This window comes from Oricola thermophila (assembly GCF_013358405.1).
GTDB lineage: Bacteria > Pseudomonadota > Alphaproteobacteria > Rhizobiales > Rhizobiaceae > Oricola > Oricola thermophila.
The window spans coordinates 853,611-869,522 of record NZ_CP054836.1; the positions used below are offsets into that span (position 1 = coordinate 853,611).

Consider the following 15,912-nt stretch of genomic DNA (forward strand, 5'->3'; position numbering starts at 1 on the left):
CGAAGGCGCGCCATGGTTGCCCGGCGGCGCGCCTTGGAAACCCGAAGCGGGTGCGTATCAGAAGTTGCGGAACTTGCCGCGATCGATTTCCTGCATGCGACGCTCGAGATCGTAGATCGAGGTAGCCTTGTTCAGGTAGTCGTTCTCGATCTTCTCACGCGCCGGGCCACTGATTGCACTGGCGATCCGTCCGATGGTTCTTGCGAAGCGATTGCGGGCCATCTCGACCTCCTTTCCGTGTGTCCGCAATATAATATTGCGCTGCACAAAAATGCAGGGCCGAAGATGCAACCCAGCCATGCACCAGACGAATGGCGCGCCGGTCGTTTCGGCCGCGGCCCTTCAGTCGAGGCGGAGCGGGTCTATTTCCGAAACCTCCACGGCTGCCCCCCGGTCGTCGGTGGCGAGGAAGCGGGGCGGCGCATTGCCGTCGATGTCGAGAGCCGCGCAGGTGAGATGGCCGGAATGGAATGCGCCGGTATCGATGGCGATCCGGTTCGGGTGGATTTCCGGCAGCAGCGTCTCGGTGGGCGTGTGGCCGTGGACGACGATCTTCTCCAGCGGTTCCCGGTGTTCGAGGAACTCATCGCGGATCCAGCGCGTCGTTCCGGGGTCCTGCGCCGAAAGCGGCAGGGCGGGGTCGATACCGCCGTGGACGAGGCAGTAGCGGCCGGCGGCGACCATCCATTCGGCCTGCATCAGCGCCTCGACATGGCCCGGAAAATCGCGCAGGAAGCGGGCGGCGATGGTATCGATTCGGTCCTGCGCATCGAAGCCGTAGGATGCCAGCGTCGTCAGCCCGCCATTGGCGAACCAGTGCCGCGCGATTCTTGCGCGGTCTGCCGGATCGCCAAGAAAACGGAGCATGAACTCCTCGTGGTTTCCGAGGACCAGTGCCGAGCCTGGCCGAGCGCGGACAGTCTCCAGCACGAGGTCGAGTGCCTGCCGGCTTTCCGGGCCGCGGTCGATCACGTCGCCGAGAAAGACGATGCGCATGGCCGTGCCGCGCGCGGCGGCATCGGCGTCGATGGCTGCCAGGAGCGGTTCCAGAAGGTCGCGCCGGCCGTGGATGTCGCCGATGGCATAGAGGAGGGACATTCGTGTTCCTTTCCAGCTTTCGGAACCGGTCGGCATCGGAGCGGGGCAGGGGCCGAGGACGGGGATACCCCACAGGGCGGGAATGTACTAGTTTACGCTAGGGAAGAGAATTGATGAACACGATGCAGACACCAACCGGAACCGAACAGCAGGTCGCGCTCAGGCGCAGGCTCGACAGCAGTGCTGGCTGGCTGATCACCACGCCCGGTGCCTGCGACGGCGGCCAGTATTTCGCGGCCGACGATCCGGACCTGCTCGGCTGGGACACGGTCCTGCGGCGGCTGCACGAGGACGGCATCTTCGGCTTCCGGCTGGTCGATGTCGAAAGGCAGGCCGCGATCGAGGACCAGCTCGCCGGGAACGGCTGCCGGATCGAGTGGATGGACGTGTTCAGGGCGGGCGCCAACACCATTCGGGAGGCGCTGCGCGGGCTGGACCTGTCCCTGCCGGACGGCTACCGGCTGATCGACGCCGAGACGCTGACCTACCCGGACACGATCCGCGAGGTCCAGGCCTTCATGGCCGCCAACGGGCTGGCGCCGGTCTCCACGGCGTTGCTTTCGGGCAGGCGCGGCCCCTGTGTCCCGGTCGCGGTCACTGGGCCGGACGGGGCGATCGTGGCGACGTCGTTCTGCCATTTTCCGCACAATGTCCACAGCCCGCATGACGACACCGCATGGTGCGGACTGTCCGCCGTCGATCCCCATCACAGGGGGCGGGGGCTGGGTCTCGCCGCCAACGCGATGGCCATGCGCGGCATGATCGAGGAGAAGGGCGCGCGCGCGATCTACCAGCTCGCCGCCCATGGCGACGAGGCAGCGCGCAACATGGCCGAGCGCTGCGGCCTGGCGCTCGACCTGTCGCTGCTTGCAGGCGTGGCGATGCCGGCGCGGAACGCGCCCGGAAACTAGGCGGGACCGGTTCCGTGCGGCGCGGCTTGCATCGCTAGGGGTCTCCGTTCTCCGCCCAGAAGGCGATGCGGTGGCATTCCTTCAGTATCTCGTCGATGTCGTAGCGGTTTCGCCTGCGCCAGCCGGGCGGCAGGCCCGGACGCATAGGCGAGAAGCGCTTCGCGCGGCACAGGCCGTGGTGCTGCCGCACCCGCCAGCGGGCGAGGCGGCGGGCCTCGCGGTCGAGATCGTCCAGCGCGCGCTTCACCGACAGCAGGCGGCGCAGGAGCCGGCCCGCGGGAACGGGATCGTCCGGCATCGGCAGTTCCGGCTCCGGCACGGGCGGATGGCGCATGTAGACCGGCAGCGGGTTGTCGCCCAGCAGGCGGATGCGCGGGCGGGTGCGGGCGTGGCGGCGGCGCGGCCGGAAGCAGTCGAAGCGCTTCAGCGGATCGATCAGCGGAAAGGCCGGGATGGCCTGCCGGGCCGGGCATTCCTGCCGCTCCGGCTCGGGCAGGTAGCGGATATTGGCGAGGCCCAGGTTGACCGGCACGCGGACGCTGCCCGTGCGTGACGGTTTCGGCCGCTCCGGCGGACGCGGCGGTTGCGGGCGGATGGTGACGGTGACGGGGCCGGCAATTCCGGTTTCCCGCTCGTCTCTCGCGGGGGAGACCGGAGAGACAGGCGCGCGCGGCGTGCCGGGCGACGAGGAAACGGATTGCGGGGCCTTCACCGCCCGTGCCGGCGCATGGCGGACCTGTACCTCGATGTCCCGCGCGGCGACGACGACGAGGCGGCGCACGGCGGCCTCGGCGGAGCGCAGGACGCGGCGGACGCGGTTGCAGAGATGGCGCGGCAGGGTGGCATCGGGGCCGGGAATGGCGGGTTGCGTTCGGGAGCCGGTGCTCCGCGTGTCGAAGGCGAGGCCGACCAGCGCGAAAAGCTCGCGCAGGACGCGAAGGATGTTGCCTCGGTTCCTCCGGATTGCCAGTGCCCAGTCGAACTGCATCTTTCTCTCCCTGCCGCACCATGCGGCGGGACAAGGATAAGGGAGGCCGGAGGCGGTTGGATAAGTCAGGCAGGCTTTCGCCGGCCGGGGCGGGAGAGGCGGTCAGCCGCCGGCGGGCAGGTGGCAGACATTGACCCAGTTGCCGCTGATGTCGCGGAAATCGAAATGGCGCAGCGGGCCGGATGCCCGGATCTCCGTCGCCTCGACGCCCTCCGCAAGCAGGGCATCGCGCAGGGCTTCGGGATCGTCGGTGGAAAAGTTGAAGGCGTAGTGGGCGTCGCGGTCGATCCGCTCCGCCGGGTAGAGGGTTAGGGCGGTCTCCCCGCGGCCCTCGCCGTCGAAGCGCAGGCCGACATAGCCGGCGGACTCGAAGATCCGGCTCATGGAAAACATGCGGCAATACCAGTCCGCGGCCTGCGCGGTGTCGCGCGCGGGAACGAACACGGTGTCGATGCGGTTGACCAGCGTCATGGCCAAGGGGTGCCAAAGCCGGGCGGTTCCGTCAAGCGCCCGAGGGGTTGTGCGACGAAGCCGGTTTCGGTCTTATCCGGGGCCGAGACACGAGTCGGCAGCCGGCCGCAGGAGGAACCCCGATGACAGCCATGGAGACTGCTCCGCGGGAAGCGGAGCCAAGGCCGCTTGCGGGCATCGCGCTGATGTGCGCGGGCGTGGCCAGCCTGTGCATCAGCGACGCCATCGCCAAGGAGCTGACCGCCGGCTACGCGGTGATGCAGGTGCTGTTCATGCGCAACTTGCTGGCGCTGCCGGTCGCAGTGGCGATCGCCTGGAAGCTGGGCGGGCGGGCGGCCCTGCGCTCGCATAAGCCGATGGCGCACATGGTGCGTGGCTTCATCTGGATCGGGGCGGCGCTGCTGTTCCTGACCGGGCTGCGTTACCTCGAACTGGCCGAGGCGACGGCGCTGGCCTTCGCCGCGCCCGTCTTCATCACCGCGCTGTCGGCGCTGGTGCTGAAGGAGACGGTCGGCTGGCGGCGCTGGACGGCGGTGCTCGTCGGCTTCGCCGGCGTGCTGATCGTCGTGCGGCCGGGCAGCGCGGCCTTCCAGGCGGCGTCGCTTTTCCCGGTGGCGACCGCCTTCGTCTATGCCGTGCTGATGATCTCCGCGCGCTGGGTGGACAAGCGCGACAGCATGTGGACGCTGATGCTCTACCTCGTGATCTCGGGCACGCTGATCAGCGCGCTGGCCATGCCGTTTGCCTGGCGGCCGATCGCGGCGGAGCACTGGTGGCTGTTCCTCGGCATCGCGCTGTTCGGCACCATGGGCGTGACGATGATCACCCAGGCCTTCCGCATGGCGCCGGCCTCCGTGGTCGCGCCGCTGGACTACACGGCGCTGGTCTGGTCGACGCTGCTGGGCTGGATGTTCTGGGGCGAGATGCCCGATTTCCTGACCTATGCGGGCGCAGCCGTCATCATCGCCAGCGGCATCTACATCGTCTGGCGCGAGGGCAAGCTGCGCGGGCAGTGACAACGGCCGCGCCTATGCCGGGGCGGCTTGCGCCGGCCGCGCGGCGATAGCATGCTCGGGGTGCAACCGGGGAACGCACGCCAAGCATGGAGGGCTTTCTGCCGATGAACGACATGGTGGACCGCATCTGCGCCCGGCGCTCCGTCTCGCCGAAACGGCTCGGACCGCCGGGGCCTTCCGCCGAGGATCTGCGCGAGATCGCGCGGGCCGCCGCCGCCGCACCCGACCACGGGCGGCTGGGGCCGACGCGGCTCGTCCACGTGCCGGACGAAAGGCGCGAGGCGCTGGCCGAGGCCTTCGCCGCCGCCGCGCTGGAGGAGGATCCGCAATGCGACGCGGCGCGGCTGGAGGACGCCCGGCAGCGCGCGCGCAACGCGCCCTGCCTTCTCGCCGTGATCGCGACCATAACGGACGACAACCCGAGGGTGCCGCCGCACGAGCAGTGGATTTCCGTCGGCGCATCGCTGCAGAACGTGCTGCTGGCCGCCGAGGCGCTCGGCTACCGGGCCATGGCGGTCAGCGGCCGCCGGGTGGAAAGCCGGGCGCTGCGCGCCGCCTTCGGGCTGGGCGAGGGCGAGCATCTCGCCACCTTCGTGGCCGTCGGCAGCCACGACGGCGAGCCGAAGGCAACGCCGCGCCGGGCGCCGGAAACGGTGCTCGAGGAATGGAAGGGGGAGATGATGCCCTAAGTTTCACCGCTACGATGTGGCTGCTACTTTTCAAGTGACTTCAAAAGATCGTCCGTATCTTTCATCCATAAAGCAGCCTTAGAGAGAATGAGCCGACGAGCTAGGTTTTGAACATTGAACAACTCGTATGGCCCGAGGAATTTAGCTTCTGCACTAAGCCCATGAGCTGTCATGAAGTTCCTGATGTAACTACAGTAATGGAGCGCTTCGGGAATTGTGAGACTCTTATCGCGAACGATTTTGCCATCGTTATATGCGGCAGGCTCTCCAAGGGAGGGCTTCATTTCGTCCTCGATTTTAGACTTTTCGCCGCGCACTGCCCAAGAAATACGTTCCTCGGGTTCTATTCCCGCGACTCTGAGTCTTTTTATTATGTCTTCTAGTACCTCTGGATTCCAATTCCCGCTCTTGTTGTTAGTAAAACGCGGGTGTTCCCTGCTTGATCTAATCTCTAACTTGAGTTCTTCTATTGCAGAGAATGCAAGATTGATCGCTGCAGATGTGTTGACGTGATCAGAATACAAAGCTGAGTGTTTCTCAAAGACTTGTCCAAATCGTGGCTCAATAGACCAAGCAGTGACGCTTTCCATCTCAAGGCTCTTCGATAGTTTGTGTATTGCATATACAAGTGATTTGTCCGGCCACGCACCTACGGCGAGCGCCACAGCGAGTGGGAACTCCATGCTGCTTACGAACAGTTCGAAGATTCCAGAAGATTTAAAAATGTCTCCCAGTTTGCCTTTCGGATCGAGAGGGTCGTCGGGAAGCTCAAACGCAGTCCGTAGTCCGATTCTTTCAGTAGGATCTGCCACTATGAGGTTGTGAGCTGCGCAAATGAGCTCAACCTTGTTTTGCGCGTCGTCCTCTTCTCCGCAAACGACAAGGAGTTGGCCGGGTATCTGGTCGCTTTTTCTGATTCCAATACCAGACGACCTGACGGGGCGCGTGAGCACTATTTGTCCTCGCCCATCGCGGTTAAACCAAAACCGTTCGGATGGATCAGAAAGGAACTTAATCCTCCATCCAGCTTTCGCGCATATCGATTCAATCGAGCCGGCGTGGCTTGGATTGAATACAAGGTAACTGCAGTACGATTTCATACATAAGCGAGTGGCAAAATCCGTATACACCCATTTGTATCCTCGGAAGCCAGAATGGCTCCCGAGGCTCGGCATTGGATTCTATGAACTCGTTGAGTCGTATCAGCTACACCCGCTCGTCGAGCCGCAGGTGTCGCACTTCAGGCAGGTGCCGTTCCGCACCATGGTGAAGTTGGAGCATTCCGGGCACATGTCGCCGGTATAGCCCTGCATCATCGCCTTCATGCGGCGGTCGGCCTCAAGTGCCTTGAGGTCGGCCGCGGCCTCGCGCTCGGCGGCGGAGGACAGCCCCGTCGCCTGCGCCCTGGCCTTGGCCGCGTCGGCGGCGGCATCGGCCTCCGTCTCCGCCTGGAAATCGGCCTGGCGATCCGCGTAGTCGCGCTTGAAGGCCGACGCCTCCTCGATGATCTCGCCCGCCGGCTTCGCCGCCAGCGACGAGGCGCCCGACGCGCCGGCGACGGCCGTCACGGTGTTGGCATTCGACGCCTTGGGCGCGGCGGCGCGGGCAGGGGCGTTCGACGCGGAACCCGCCGGCTCGCCGCGGCCGGCCGCGTTGCCGGCAACGACCGAGAGCTTGTGGCCGCGCGTCCAGCCCGTGGAGACCGGGTCCGTCTTGCCGTCGGCGATGCCGCGGCCGAGCGGGGTGGAGGAGAACTCCGACTGGTCCACGTGGGCGAGGTCGTAGCGGCCGAGATAGGAGACCGCCAGCTCGCGGAAGACGTAGTCGAGGATCGAGGTCGCGCTCTTGATCGCGTCGTTGCCCTGGACCATGCCCGCCGGCTCGAACTTGGTGAAGACGAAGGCCTCCACATATTCCTCCAGCGGCACGCCGTATTGCAGGCCGAGCGACACCGAGATGGCGAAGTTGTTGATCAGCGCGCGCAGGGTCGAGCCTTCCTTGTTCATGTCGAGGAAGATCTCGCCGAGGCGGCCGTCGTCATACTCGCCGGTGCGCAGGAAGATGGTGTGGCCGCCGACCTTGGCCTTCTGGGTGTAGCCCTTGCGCCGCGTCGGCAGCTTCTCCTGCTCGCGAACCACCTTCTCGATGACGCGCTCGACGATGCGCTCGGTCACCTCGACGGCGCGCTGGGCAGCCGGCGCCTCGACGATCGCCTCGACGGCATCGTCCTCGTCGTCCGAATCCTCGATCAGCGAGGAATTGAGCGGCTGCGAGAGCTTGGAGCCGTCGCGGTAGAGGGCGTTGGCCTTGAGACCCAGCTTCCAGGACAGCATGTAGGCGTTCTTGCAGTCCTCCACCGTCGCGTCGTTGGGCATGTTGATCGTCTTGGAGATCGCGCCCGAGATGAAGGGCTGGGCCGCGGCCATCATGCGGATGTGGCTTTCCACCGAGAGATAGCGCTTGCCGATCTTGCCGCAGGGATTGGCGCAGTCGAAGACGGCGTAGTGCTCCTCCTTCAGGTGCGGCGCGCCTTCCAGCGTCATCGCACCGCAGATGTGGATGTTGGCCGCCTCGATCTCCTCCTTCGAGAAGCCCAGGTGGGTGAGCAGGTCGAAGGCCGGGTCGGAGAGCTTCTCCTCCGGCACCATCAGCGCCGCCATCTGCTCGTCGCCGATGGTCCAGCGGTTGAAGACGAACTTGATGTCGAAGGCCGACTTCAGCGACTTGTTGATCTTGTCGATCGTCTCCTCGGAGAAGCCCTTGGCGCGCAGGCTGCCCGGGTTGATGCCCGGCGCCTGGTCGAGCGTGCCGTGGCCGACCGCATAGGCCTCGATCTCGGCGATCTCGGCCTCCGAGTAGCCAAGCGTGCGCAGGGCCTCCGGAACGGCGCGGTTGATGATCTTGAAATAGCCGCCGCCGGCCAGCTTCTTGAACTTCACCAGGGCGAAGTCCGGCTCGATGCCGGTGGTGTCGCAGTCCATGACCAGGCCGATCGTGCCGGTCGGCGCGATGACGGTGGCCTGGGCGTTGCGGTAGCCGTTCTTCTCGCCCAGCTCGAGCGCCCTGTCCCATGCCGCGCGGGCATGGACGACCAGGTCCTGGTCGGGGCAGTCGGCGGCATTCAGCGGAACCGGGTTGACCGACAGGCCCTCGTAGCCCTGCAGCTCGCCATGGGCCGCGCGGCGATGGTTGCGGATGACGCGCAGCATGTTCTTCGCGTTCGGCTTGTAGCCGGGGAAGGGGCCGAGCTCGCCGGCCATCTCGGCCGAGGTGGCATAGGCCACGCCGGTCATGATGGCGGTCAGCGCGCCGCAGATGGCGCGGCCCTCGTCGGAGTCATAGGGAATGCCCGAGGTCATCAGCAGGCCGCCGATATTGGCGTAGCCGAGGCCCAGCGTACGGTACTTGTAGGACAGCTCCGCGATGCGCTTCGACGGGAACTGCGCCATCATGACGGAGATCTCGAGGACGACCGTCCACAGGCGAACCGTGTGCTCGTAGGCGGGGATGTCGAACTTGCCGGTCTCCACGTCGCGATAGGCGAGCAGGTTCATCGAGGCCAGGTTGCAGGCCGTGTCGTCGAGGAACATGTATTCCGAGCACGGGTTCGACGCGCGGATCGGGCCTTCCGCCGGGCAGGTGTGCCAGTCGTTCATGGTGGTGTTGTAGTGGATGCCCGGATCCGCCGACGCCCAGGCGGCGTAGCCGACGCGATCCCAGAGCTCCTTCGCCTTCACCGTCCTGGCGACCTTGCCGTCGATGCGGTTGACCAGGTTCCAGTCGCCGTCGGCCTCGACGGCGCGCAGGAACTCGTCCTTGACCGAGATGGAGTTGTTGGAGTTCTGGCCGGAAACCGTCAGGTAGGCCTCCGAATCCCAGTCGGTGTCGTAGGTCGGGAACTCGATCTCGGTGTAGCCCTGCCTCGCGAACTGGATCACCCGCTGGATGTAGTTCTCGGGCACCATCGACTTCTTGGCGGCCCTGATCTCGCGCTTGAGCGCCGGATTCTTGGCCGGGTCGAAGCAGTCGCCATCCTGGCCCTCGCAGTTGACGCAGGCCTTCATGATGGCGGTCAGGTGCTTCCTGACGATCTTGGAGCCGGTGACGAGGGCGGCGACCTTCTGCTCCTCCTTCACCTTCCAGTCGATGTAGTCCTCGATGTCCGGGTGGTCGATGTCGACCACGACCATCTTGGCGGCGCGGCGCGTGGTGCCGCCCGACTTGATGGCGCCGGCGGCGCGGTCGCCGATCTTCAGGAAGCTCATCAGGCCCGACGACTTGCCGCCGCCCGACAGCTTCTCGCCCTCGCCGCGAAGCTGGGAGAAGTTGGAGCCGGTGCCGGAGCCGTACTTGAACAGGCGCGCCTCGCGCACCCACAGGTCCATGATGCCGCCGTCATTGACGAGGTCGTCGCCGACCGACTGGATGAAGCAGGCGTGCGGCTGCGGATGCTCGTAGGCGGAATCCGACTTCTTCAGCTTGCCGGTGAAGGGATCGACGTAGAAATGGCCCTGGCCGGGGCCGTCGATGCCGTAGGCCCAGTGCAGGCCGGTGTTGAACCATTGCGGCGAATTCGGCGCGACGCGCTGCGTGGCGAGCATGTAGCAGAGCTCGTCGAAGAAGGCGCGGGCGTCCTCCTCGCCGTCGAAATAGCCGCCCTTCCAGCCCCAGTAGGTCCAGGTGCCGGCAAGACGGTCGAAGACCTGGCGGGCGTCGGTCTCGGAGCCGTAGCGCTCGTCCTCCGGCAGCTTCGCCAGCGCCTTCTCGTCGGGCACGGAGCGCCACAGCCAGGACGGGACGTCGTTTTCCTCGACCTTCTTCAGGCGCGCGGGCACGCCCGCCTTGCGGAAATATTTCTGCGCGAGGATGTCGGCCGCCACCTGGCTGAACTGCGACGGCACGTCGATGTCCTCGAGGCGAAAGACGATGGAACCGTTCGGGTTCCTGATTTCACTCGTCGCCTTGCGGAACGGGATGTCCGCATAGGGTGACTGACCTTCCTTGGTGAACCGGCGTTCAATCCGCATCGTCTCAGGACCTCTGTCTTTCAATATATAGTGTGCCGGCGCCCGCGCCAAAGCCGACATCTCGGCACACGTTTTTCCAATCGGCCCACCCGGGGGCGGTCCGTCCCACTCGGTTGATGCGAAATTCCGCCAGGCAAGACGAAAATCCGCGCCAAACACGTACTTAAAATGATTGCCACCCGGTTTTTCGGCGAACCGAATCCGTCTGGAGGGCTCACCTTATTTTGTGTCAGAATAGGACGCAAATACTAAATGTAGTATTAACGGCCTATTTACACACCCTTTGAACCGGCTGACCGAAACCCCTCACGCGCACACAATCCCACCCCTTCGCAGCGGACAGAACTGCCGGCCGCGAAGCCGAAAAAACAACAGAAATCGAAAAGCGCCGGCAGAAAGGATACATTCCGGCACCGTGACCCGTGTCACGTCGGGTTCATAAAAAGCGACTCGGCCCGACCGGTCAAGGGCTGGGATTCGATAAATGCACGAACGCAAGATGTTGTGTACGGACATGTGAAAGGCGGGGATAACACCACAATGCACCTTTGCCCTGAAAACGGGCTTGCGAGGTGCCGAAAAATGAGGCAAGGCGCCGCCCGGGAATGTTCGGCCGGGACAGAATTTCCTGTGGCCGGACGCGGCGCAGGCCGGCTGGCAGGCGGGACGGGCACCGGAGCGTGGCCGCATTCCCGGCGCATGGGGGCCGGGCTTTCCTTTTGGTCCGGAATCAGGGCAGGCTCGCCGCGGGAGAGTTCAAAATGCGATCATCCGTTCTCGGGCCGGCCCTCGCCGCCCTTCTGCTGGCCGCCAGTCCGGCTGCCGCCGGCGGGGAGCACGTTCCGGCCGTGACGGACTATGCCGATGCCGTCATCAGGCCGTGGATCGACGATCCGGCGATCGTGGCGGCCGTGAAGGCTCAGAACGAGGCGACCGGCCGGCTGACGCAGGAGGAAATCGAGGCGCTCGACATGCAGTGGCGCCTGGGCGTGGCCGGCGGCGACCGGTCGATGATCGACGAGGCGCTGTCCAGCGAACTGTCCGTCCTCCTGCGCCAAAGGCAGGCCGAGGCCCGCGGCGTCATCACGGAGATTTTCGTCACAGACGCAAAGGGACTCAATGTCGGCCAGAGCGTGGTGACATCGGATTACTGGCAGGGCGACGAGGCCAAGTGGCAGATGACCTACGGCACGGGCGACGCCGACGCGGTCTTCGTCGACAATGCGCGGAAGGACGAGTCGACCGGGATGCTCCAGGCACAGGTTTCCATGACGATCGCCGACGAGAAGGGCGAGCCGATCGGCGCGATCACCGTCGGCATCGATCTCGATGCGCTTTAGGGCCGCCGCAGAGCTGCGGGGGCAGGGGCGTCAGCCCTTGTGGCCCTCGGCGATCGGCTCCTGGTAGGTGAAGCCGAGATCCCACGGGAAATAGATCCAGGTATCCTGGCTGACCTCGGTGACGAAGGTGTCGACCAGCGGCCGGCCCTTGGGCTTGGCGTAGACGGTGGCGAAATGGGCCTTGGGCAGCATGGCGCGCACGAGGCCGGCCGTCTTGCCGGTATCTGTCAGGTCGTCGACGATCAGTATGCCCTCGCCGTCATCGGCGAGCAGCGCGGAATCGACTTCCTTGAGAACCTGAATGTCTCCCTGCGTCGTGTAGTCGTGGTAGCTGGCGACGCAGACCGTCTCGACGACACGGATGCCAAGCTCGCGGGAAATGATGGCGGCCGGCACGAGGCCGCCGCGGGTGATGCAGACAATCGCCTTCCAGCCATTGCCGACGCCGGCGATGCGCCATGCCAGCGCGCGGGCGTCGCGGTGGAACTGGTCCCAGGAAACGGGGAAGGCTTTTTCGGGTAGGGACATTGCGGAATTCCGGCTTCTCGCGTGGAAAGGAAAGGACGCACATAGCCGGAATGGCCCGGTCCAGCAAGGCAGGCCGGGCTTTCCGCCGGCCAGGAAGCTGTGGGTATCGCCGCGGCGTGTCAGGCGGCCAGAGAGGAAACCATGGCCGCGACCGCCGCCTCGGCCTCGCCGAGACGCCGTTCCTCGGCGCCGCGCAGCACGATCTCCGTCCAGAACCTTCCCGCATCGTATTTCGGGTAGGAACCGATGGCGATGTCGGGAAACGCGTCCTGGATCTTCGCCAGCGGCTCGCCGATCACGCCCTCGCCGAAGGGGCAGTCGACCGAGCGCGAAAGCAGCACGCGGCCGGTGCGCAGCGTCGGCACGACGTTGTCGAGCATGGCCTGGAACACCGCCGGCACGCCGGCCATGACATGGACATTGCCGATGAGGAAGCCCGGCGCCCTGGAGATCGGGTTGTCGATATGCGCCGCGCCCTCCGGCATCCGTGCCATGCGCTTGCGCGCCTCGGTGAACTCGAGGCCGCGGTCGGCGTAGTAGTCGCCGAGCAGCTTCAGTGCCTGTGGATCGTGGTCGCAGGGCAGGCCGAAGGCCTTGGCAATGGCGTCGGCGGTAATGTCGTCATGGGTGGGACCGATGCCGCCCGAGGTGAAGACATAGGTATATCGCGCGCGCAGGGCGTTGACGGCCTCGATGATCGCCGCCTCGTCGTCGCCGACAATGCGCACCTCGCGCAGGTCGATGCCGATGGCAGTCAGCACGGCGGCAAGATGGCCGGCATTCTTCTCGCGGATGCGGCCCGAGAGAATCTCGTCGCCAATGACCAGGGCGCCGGCGGTCACCACCTCGCTTTCGGTCGGGTCGGAATTCTTTTCCGGCATGCGTCCACGCTCCGTTACGTCGCCTATTCATATTCCGCCGGGCGGGGGATGTGAAGCGGTCCGGCGCCGCGCGTGCAGCGCGCGGGCGCTTGATCGCGCGCGGCCGTTCGGCTAGCGGTGGGCCGGGCAGCCCCCTTGGCGGAACTGGTAGACGCAAGGGACTTAAAATCCCTCGACCTTCGGTCGTGCCGGTTCGAGTCCGGCAGGGGGCACCAGTCGCCGGCGTCCGGCGTCCGGCAGGCCCCGGAGTGTCTCACGAAATCGGCTGCAAATAGGACAGGTGATCGGGCTCGAAGCCGGTTGCGACCGCCTCGACACGGGAAACGGCGCGGTCGAGAGACATGCGCAGGTGATTCTCCAGCGCATCCGCCGCGCCCGCGACATCCCCGGCCACCAGCCGGTCTAGAATGTCCGCGTGTTCGGGCAGGAACGGTTCGGGCAGGAACATGCGTTTCGTCCAGCGGTACAGGAACTTGTGCGCGATCAGCAGCGATTGGGGCAGGGTGATTGCCTGCATGAGCGCGCGGTTGCTGCAATGGCGCAGCAGGCGGATGTGGAGGTCCTCCTCCAGCATGTCGAGCACGGCCCCGTCCACGGCCGCGGGATCGTCCATCGCCTCGGTGAGGCGTCGCCGCATCTGTGCAAGCAGGGCCGGAGGGATGCGCGACGCGGCCTTGGTCAGGGCGAGCGGCTCCAGGGTCCATCGCAGTTCGTAGAGTTCCGCGACGTAGCCCGGCGTCAATTCCGGGGCGAACCAGTGCGACCGCTCGTCCTTCTGCACCACGCCGCGCTGCTGCAACCGGCCAAGCACATCGCGCGACACCGTGCGGCTGACGCCGTAGTGGCGGGCCAGATCGGCCTCCCTGATCCGCCAGCTGCCGAAGGGAATGCGGGCGACGATCTCGCTCTCGATCTCGCCATAGATCTGTTCCCAGCTCGGGGCGCTGGTGAGCGTCGTTTCGTCCAGCCGGGCGAGGTCGGCCGCGGCGACGGCGGCTTTTTCCACGGCATCGGCGCGCACCCTGTATCCGCGGCCGGCGAGCTTGGCGACGAGACCGTGTTTTTCCAGCAGCGCGAGCGCGTGGCGCGCCGGCGCACGGCTGATTCCGAACTGCGACGCGATCTGCGATTCCTGCAGGCGCGCCCCGGCGGCGATCTCTCCGCCCTGGATGCGGGCGGCGAGGATGCCGAAGGCCTTGCGATAGAGCGGAACGGCCCGCCCCGGTGCGCCGGACTGCGCGGCCTCGCTCGATTTCCGCGATGCCGCCGGATTTTCCACCGCTTTCCTGCCCTGTCCGGTCAGTTCCATCTCACCTTCATATGCCGGATGCCAAGTATCCGCCGTCCACATTCACAACCGAACCGGTCACGAAGCCCGAAGCGGGGGATGCGAGGAAAATAGCCGCGCCGACCAGTTCGTGCAATTCGCCCATTCTTTCCATCGCGGCACGCCGGCGGGCCTCCTCCTTGCGCTGCGGCGACATCCGCTCGCGGTTCAGGTCGGTCAGGAAGAAGCCCGGGGCGATCGCATTGACGCGCACATTCCTGGAACCCCACTCGGCGGCCAGGCTCTTCGTCACGCCGACGACGCCCCACTTGCTCGCGCTGTAGGCCGCGGCAAGCGCCCAGCCGTTATGGGCGGCAAGCGAAGCGATGTTGACGATGCTGCCGCCGCCCGCGGCAATCATGCCGGCACCGAAGACGGTGCAGGCGAAGAACGTGCTCTTCAGGTTGGTGTCGGCGATGGCATCGTATTCCGCCTCGGTCAGTTCGAGCGCCGGCTTGATCGCCGTGGTGCCCTGGCAATTGACGAGAATGTCCAACCGGCGGTGGTCGGCGAGAACCTCGTCGCGCAGACGCCGCAACTCCGCCGGCGACCGGGCGTCCACCTGGTAGCCGACCTTGTCGGGCGCGTCCGGGTAGAGGAACGTCGCGGTCTCGGCGAGCTTTTCGCGAGAGCGTCCCGCGACCAGTACATCCGCACCGGCGTCGCGAAAGCCGCGGGCCAGCTCGCGGCCGATCCCGCCGGTGCCCCCGATGACGAGCGCCGTCTTTCCTTCCAGTTCGTACATGCCGGTATCCCTCATCTCGGTCTCCCTGCGTTTCGCGGCGGCCGTTGCCGCCATTGCCATCTTGCCAATCATCCCATCTTTGGATAATGTACACAATAGACATTAAAATGATCGCATGCGGTTTGACCAAGGGAGGAGGTCGGGCTTTGGCTGGACGGTTGCAGGGAAAGCGCGCATTCGTAACCGGGGCGGGGCAGGGGATCGGCCGCGAAACGGCGCTGGCCTTCGCCGCGGAAGGGGCGGAGGTCGTCGCGGCAAGCCGGACACTCGAGAAGATGGCCGATCTGCCGCGCATGCATGGCTCGATCGCGCCTGTCGTGCTCGACGTTGCCGACCGCGATGCGCTGGCAGCGGCGCTCGCGGAGGCGGGCCGCATCGACATTCTCTTCAATTGCGCGGGCTGGGTGCATGACGGCACGATCACCGAATGCTCCGACGAGGACTGGCAGCGCGGGCTGGACGTGAACGTCACCGCCGCCTTCCGGGCCATTCGCGCGGTGCTGCCGCAGATGACCGAGCGCGGCAGCGGCTCCATCATCAACGTCGCCTCGGTCGCCTCCAGCATTACCGGCGTGGCGCGCCGGGCGGCATATGGCGCCAGCAAGGCCGCGTTGATAGGGCTGACCAAGGGCGTGGCGCGGGAAGTGATCGCCACCGGCGTACGCTGCAACGCGCTGTGCCCGGGCACGACCGAATCGCCCTCGCTGGTCGAGCGCATGAAGGCGACCGGCGACGAGGAGGCCGCGCGCCGCGAGTTCATCTCCCGCCAGCCGATGGGGCGCCTGGGGCGGGCCGAGGAAATGGCCGCGGCGGCGGTCTTTCTCGCCAGCGACGAATCCGCATTCATGACCGGCCAGCTGGTCATCATGGACGGAGGTCAGACGCTCTGAC

15 protein-coding genes and 1 tRNA gene are annotated in these 15,912 nt (G+C 65.9%); 6 read left to right on the top strand and 10 right to left on the bottom strand.

Features of this window, described 5'->3' with window-relative positions:
- Nucleotides 1–57 precede the first annotated feature (57 nt).
- Together HTY61_RS03995 and HTY61_RS04000 are read right to left on the bottom strand one after the other, a co-directional pair.
- On the bottom strand, nt 58–222 hold the full coding sequence (locus HTY61_RS03995) for a DUF3563 family protein (protein ID WP_175275586.1): 165 nt from the start codon (nt 220–222) through the stop codon (nt 58–60).
- Nucleotides 223–342: 120 nt separating this feature from the next.
- Nucleotides 343–1,098: a metallophosphoesterase gene (locus tag HTY61_RS04000; protein ID WP_175275587.1), complete on the bottom strand. Its 756-nt coding sequence runs from the start codon at nt 1,096–1,098 to the stop codon at nt 343–345.
- Nucleotides 1,099–1,211: 113 nt separating this feature from the next.
- On the opposite strand from HTY61_RS04000, the gene HTY61_RS04005 reads away from it, so the two are divergent.
- Nucleotides 1,212–2,009 carry a GNAT family N-acetyltransferase gene (locus HTY61_RS04005; protein WP_175275588.1) on the top strand — a complete coding sequence of 266 codons (798 nt, stop codon included), beginning with the start codon at nt 1,212–1,214 and terminating at the stop codon, nt 2,007–2,009.
- 34 nt (nt 2,010–2,043) lie between these two features.
- On the opposite strand, the gene HTY61_RS04010 is transcribed toward HTY61_RS04005, so the two are convergent.
- Nucleotides 2,044–2,997: a hypothetical protein gene (locus tag HTY61_RS04010; RefSeq protein ID WP_175275589.1), complete on the bottom strand. Its 954-nt coding sequence runs from the start codon at nt 2,995–2,997 to the stop codon at nt 2,044–2,046.
- 102 nt (nt 2,998–3,099) lie between these two features.
- A complete protein-coding gene (locus HTY61_RS04015; protein WP_175275590.1) occupies nt 3,100–3,468 on the bottom strand; it encodes a VOC family protein in 369 nt (122 codons plus the stop codon).
- 122 nt (nt 3,469–3,590) lie between these two features.
- Here HTY61_RS04015 and HTY61_RS04020 point away from each other — a divergent pair, with 122 nt between their 5' ends.
- Together HTY61_RS04020 and HTY61_RS04025 are read left to right on the top strand one after the other, a co-directional pair.
- Nucleotides 3,591–4,484 (top strand): DMT family transporter, encoded by an 894-nt coding sequence (locus tag HTY61_RS04020; protein WP_246272918.1) that lies wholly within the window; start codon nt 3,591–3,593, stop codon nt 4,482–4,484.
- Between the two features lie 86 nt (nt 4,485–4,570).
- Nucleotides 4,571–5,173 (top strand): nitroreductase family protein, encoded by a 603-nt coding sequence (locus HTY61_RS04025; protein WP_175275591.1) that lies wholly within the window; start codon nt 4,571–4,573, stop codon nt 5,171–5,173.
- Nucleotides 5,174–5,196: 23 nt separating this feature from the next.
- Here the strand turns inward: HTY61_RS04025 and HTY61_RS04030 are convergent, their stop codons facing one another.
- Complete coding sequence (locus tag HTY61_RS04030; protein WP_175275592.1) at nt 5,197–6,126, bottom strand: hypothetical protein; 930 nt, start codon at nt 6,124–6,126, stop codon at nt 5,197–5,199.
- A gap of 249 nt (nt 6,127–6,375) precedes the next feature.
- Nucleotides 6,376–10,260 carry a vitamin B12-dependent ribonucleotide reductase gene (locus tag HTY61_RS04035; RefSeq protein WP_428978275.1) on the bottom strand — a complete coding sequence of 1,295 codons (3,885 nt, stop codon included), beginning with the start codon at nt 10,258–10,260 and terminating at the stop codon, nt 6,376–6,378.
- Between the two features lie 701 nt (nt 10,261–10,961).
- On the opposite strand from HTY61_RS04035, the gene HTY61_RS04040 reads away from it, so the two are divergent.
- Nucleotides 10,962–11,540 (top strand): hypothetical protein, encoded by a 579-nt coding sequence (locus tag HTY61_RS04040; RefSeq protein ID WP_175275594.1) that lies wholly within the window; start codon nt 10,962–10,964, stop codon nt 11,538–11,540.
- 30 nt (nt 11,541–11,570) lie between these two features.
- On the opposite strand, the gene gpt is transcribed toward HTY61_RS04040, so the two are convergent.
- Both gpt and HTY61_RS04050 read right to left on the bottom strand, forming a co-directional pair.
- Nucleotides 11,571–12,068, bottom strand: a complete 498-nt coding sequence (gene gpt, locus HTY61_RS04045) for a xanthine phosphoribosyltransferase (RefSeq protein ID WP_175275595.1) — start codon at nt 12,066–12,068, stop codon at nt 11,571–11,573.
- A 119-nt stretch (nt 12,069–12,187) separates the two neighbouring features.
- On the bottom strand, nt 12,188–12,949 hold the full coding sequence (locus tag HTY61_RS04050; RefSeq protein ID WP_175275596.1) for a competence/damage-inducible protein A: 762 nt from the start codon (nt 12,947–12,949) through the stop codon (nt 12,188–12,190).
- A 129-nt stretch (nt 12,950–13,078) separates the two neighbouring features.
- Between HTY61_RS04050 and HTY61_RS04055 the strand changes: the two genes are divergently transcribed.
- Nucleotides 13,079–13,164, top strand: a tRNA-Leu gene (locus HTY61_RS04055).
- A gap of 38 nt (nt 13,165–13,202) precedes the next feature.
- Here the strand turns inward: HTY61_RS04055 and HTY61_RS04060 are convergent.
- Nucleotides 13,203–14,258: a GntR family transcriptional regulator gene (locus tag HTY61_RS04060; RefSeq protein WP_175275597.1), complete on the bottom strand. Its 1,056-nt coding sequence runs from the start codon at nt 14,256–14,258 to the stop codon at nt 13,203–13,205.
- Between the two features lie 7 nt (nt 14,259–14,265).
- Nucleotides 14,266–15,081: an SDR family NAD(P)-dependent oxidoreductase gene (locus HTY61_RS04065; RefSeq protein WP_175275598.1), complete on the bottom strand. Its 816-nt coding sequence runs from the start codon at nt 15,079–15,081 to the stop codon at nt 14,266–14,268.
- Between the two features lie 86 nt (nt 15,082–15,167).
- Here HTY61_RS04065 and HTY61_RS04070 point away from each other — a divergent pair, with 86 nt between their 5' ends.
- Nucleotides 15,168–15,911, top strand: coding sequence for an SDR family oxidoreductase (locus HTY61_RS04070; RefSeq protein ID WP_175275599.1), 744 nt, complete (start codon nt 15,168–15,170; stop codon nt 15,909–15,911).
- Nucleotide 15,912: the final 1 nt, after the last annotated feature.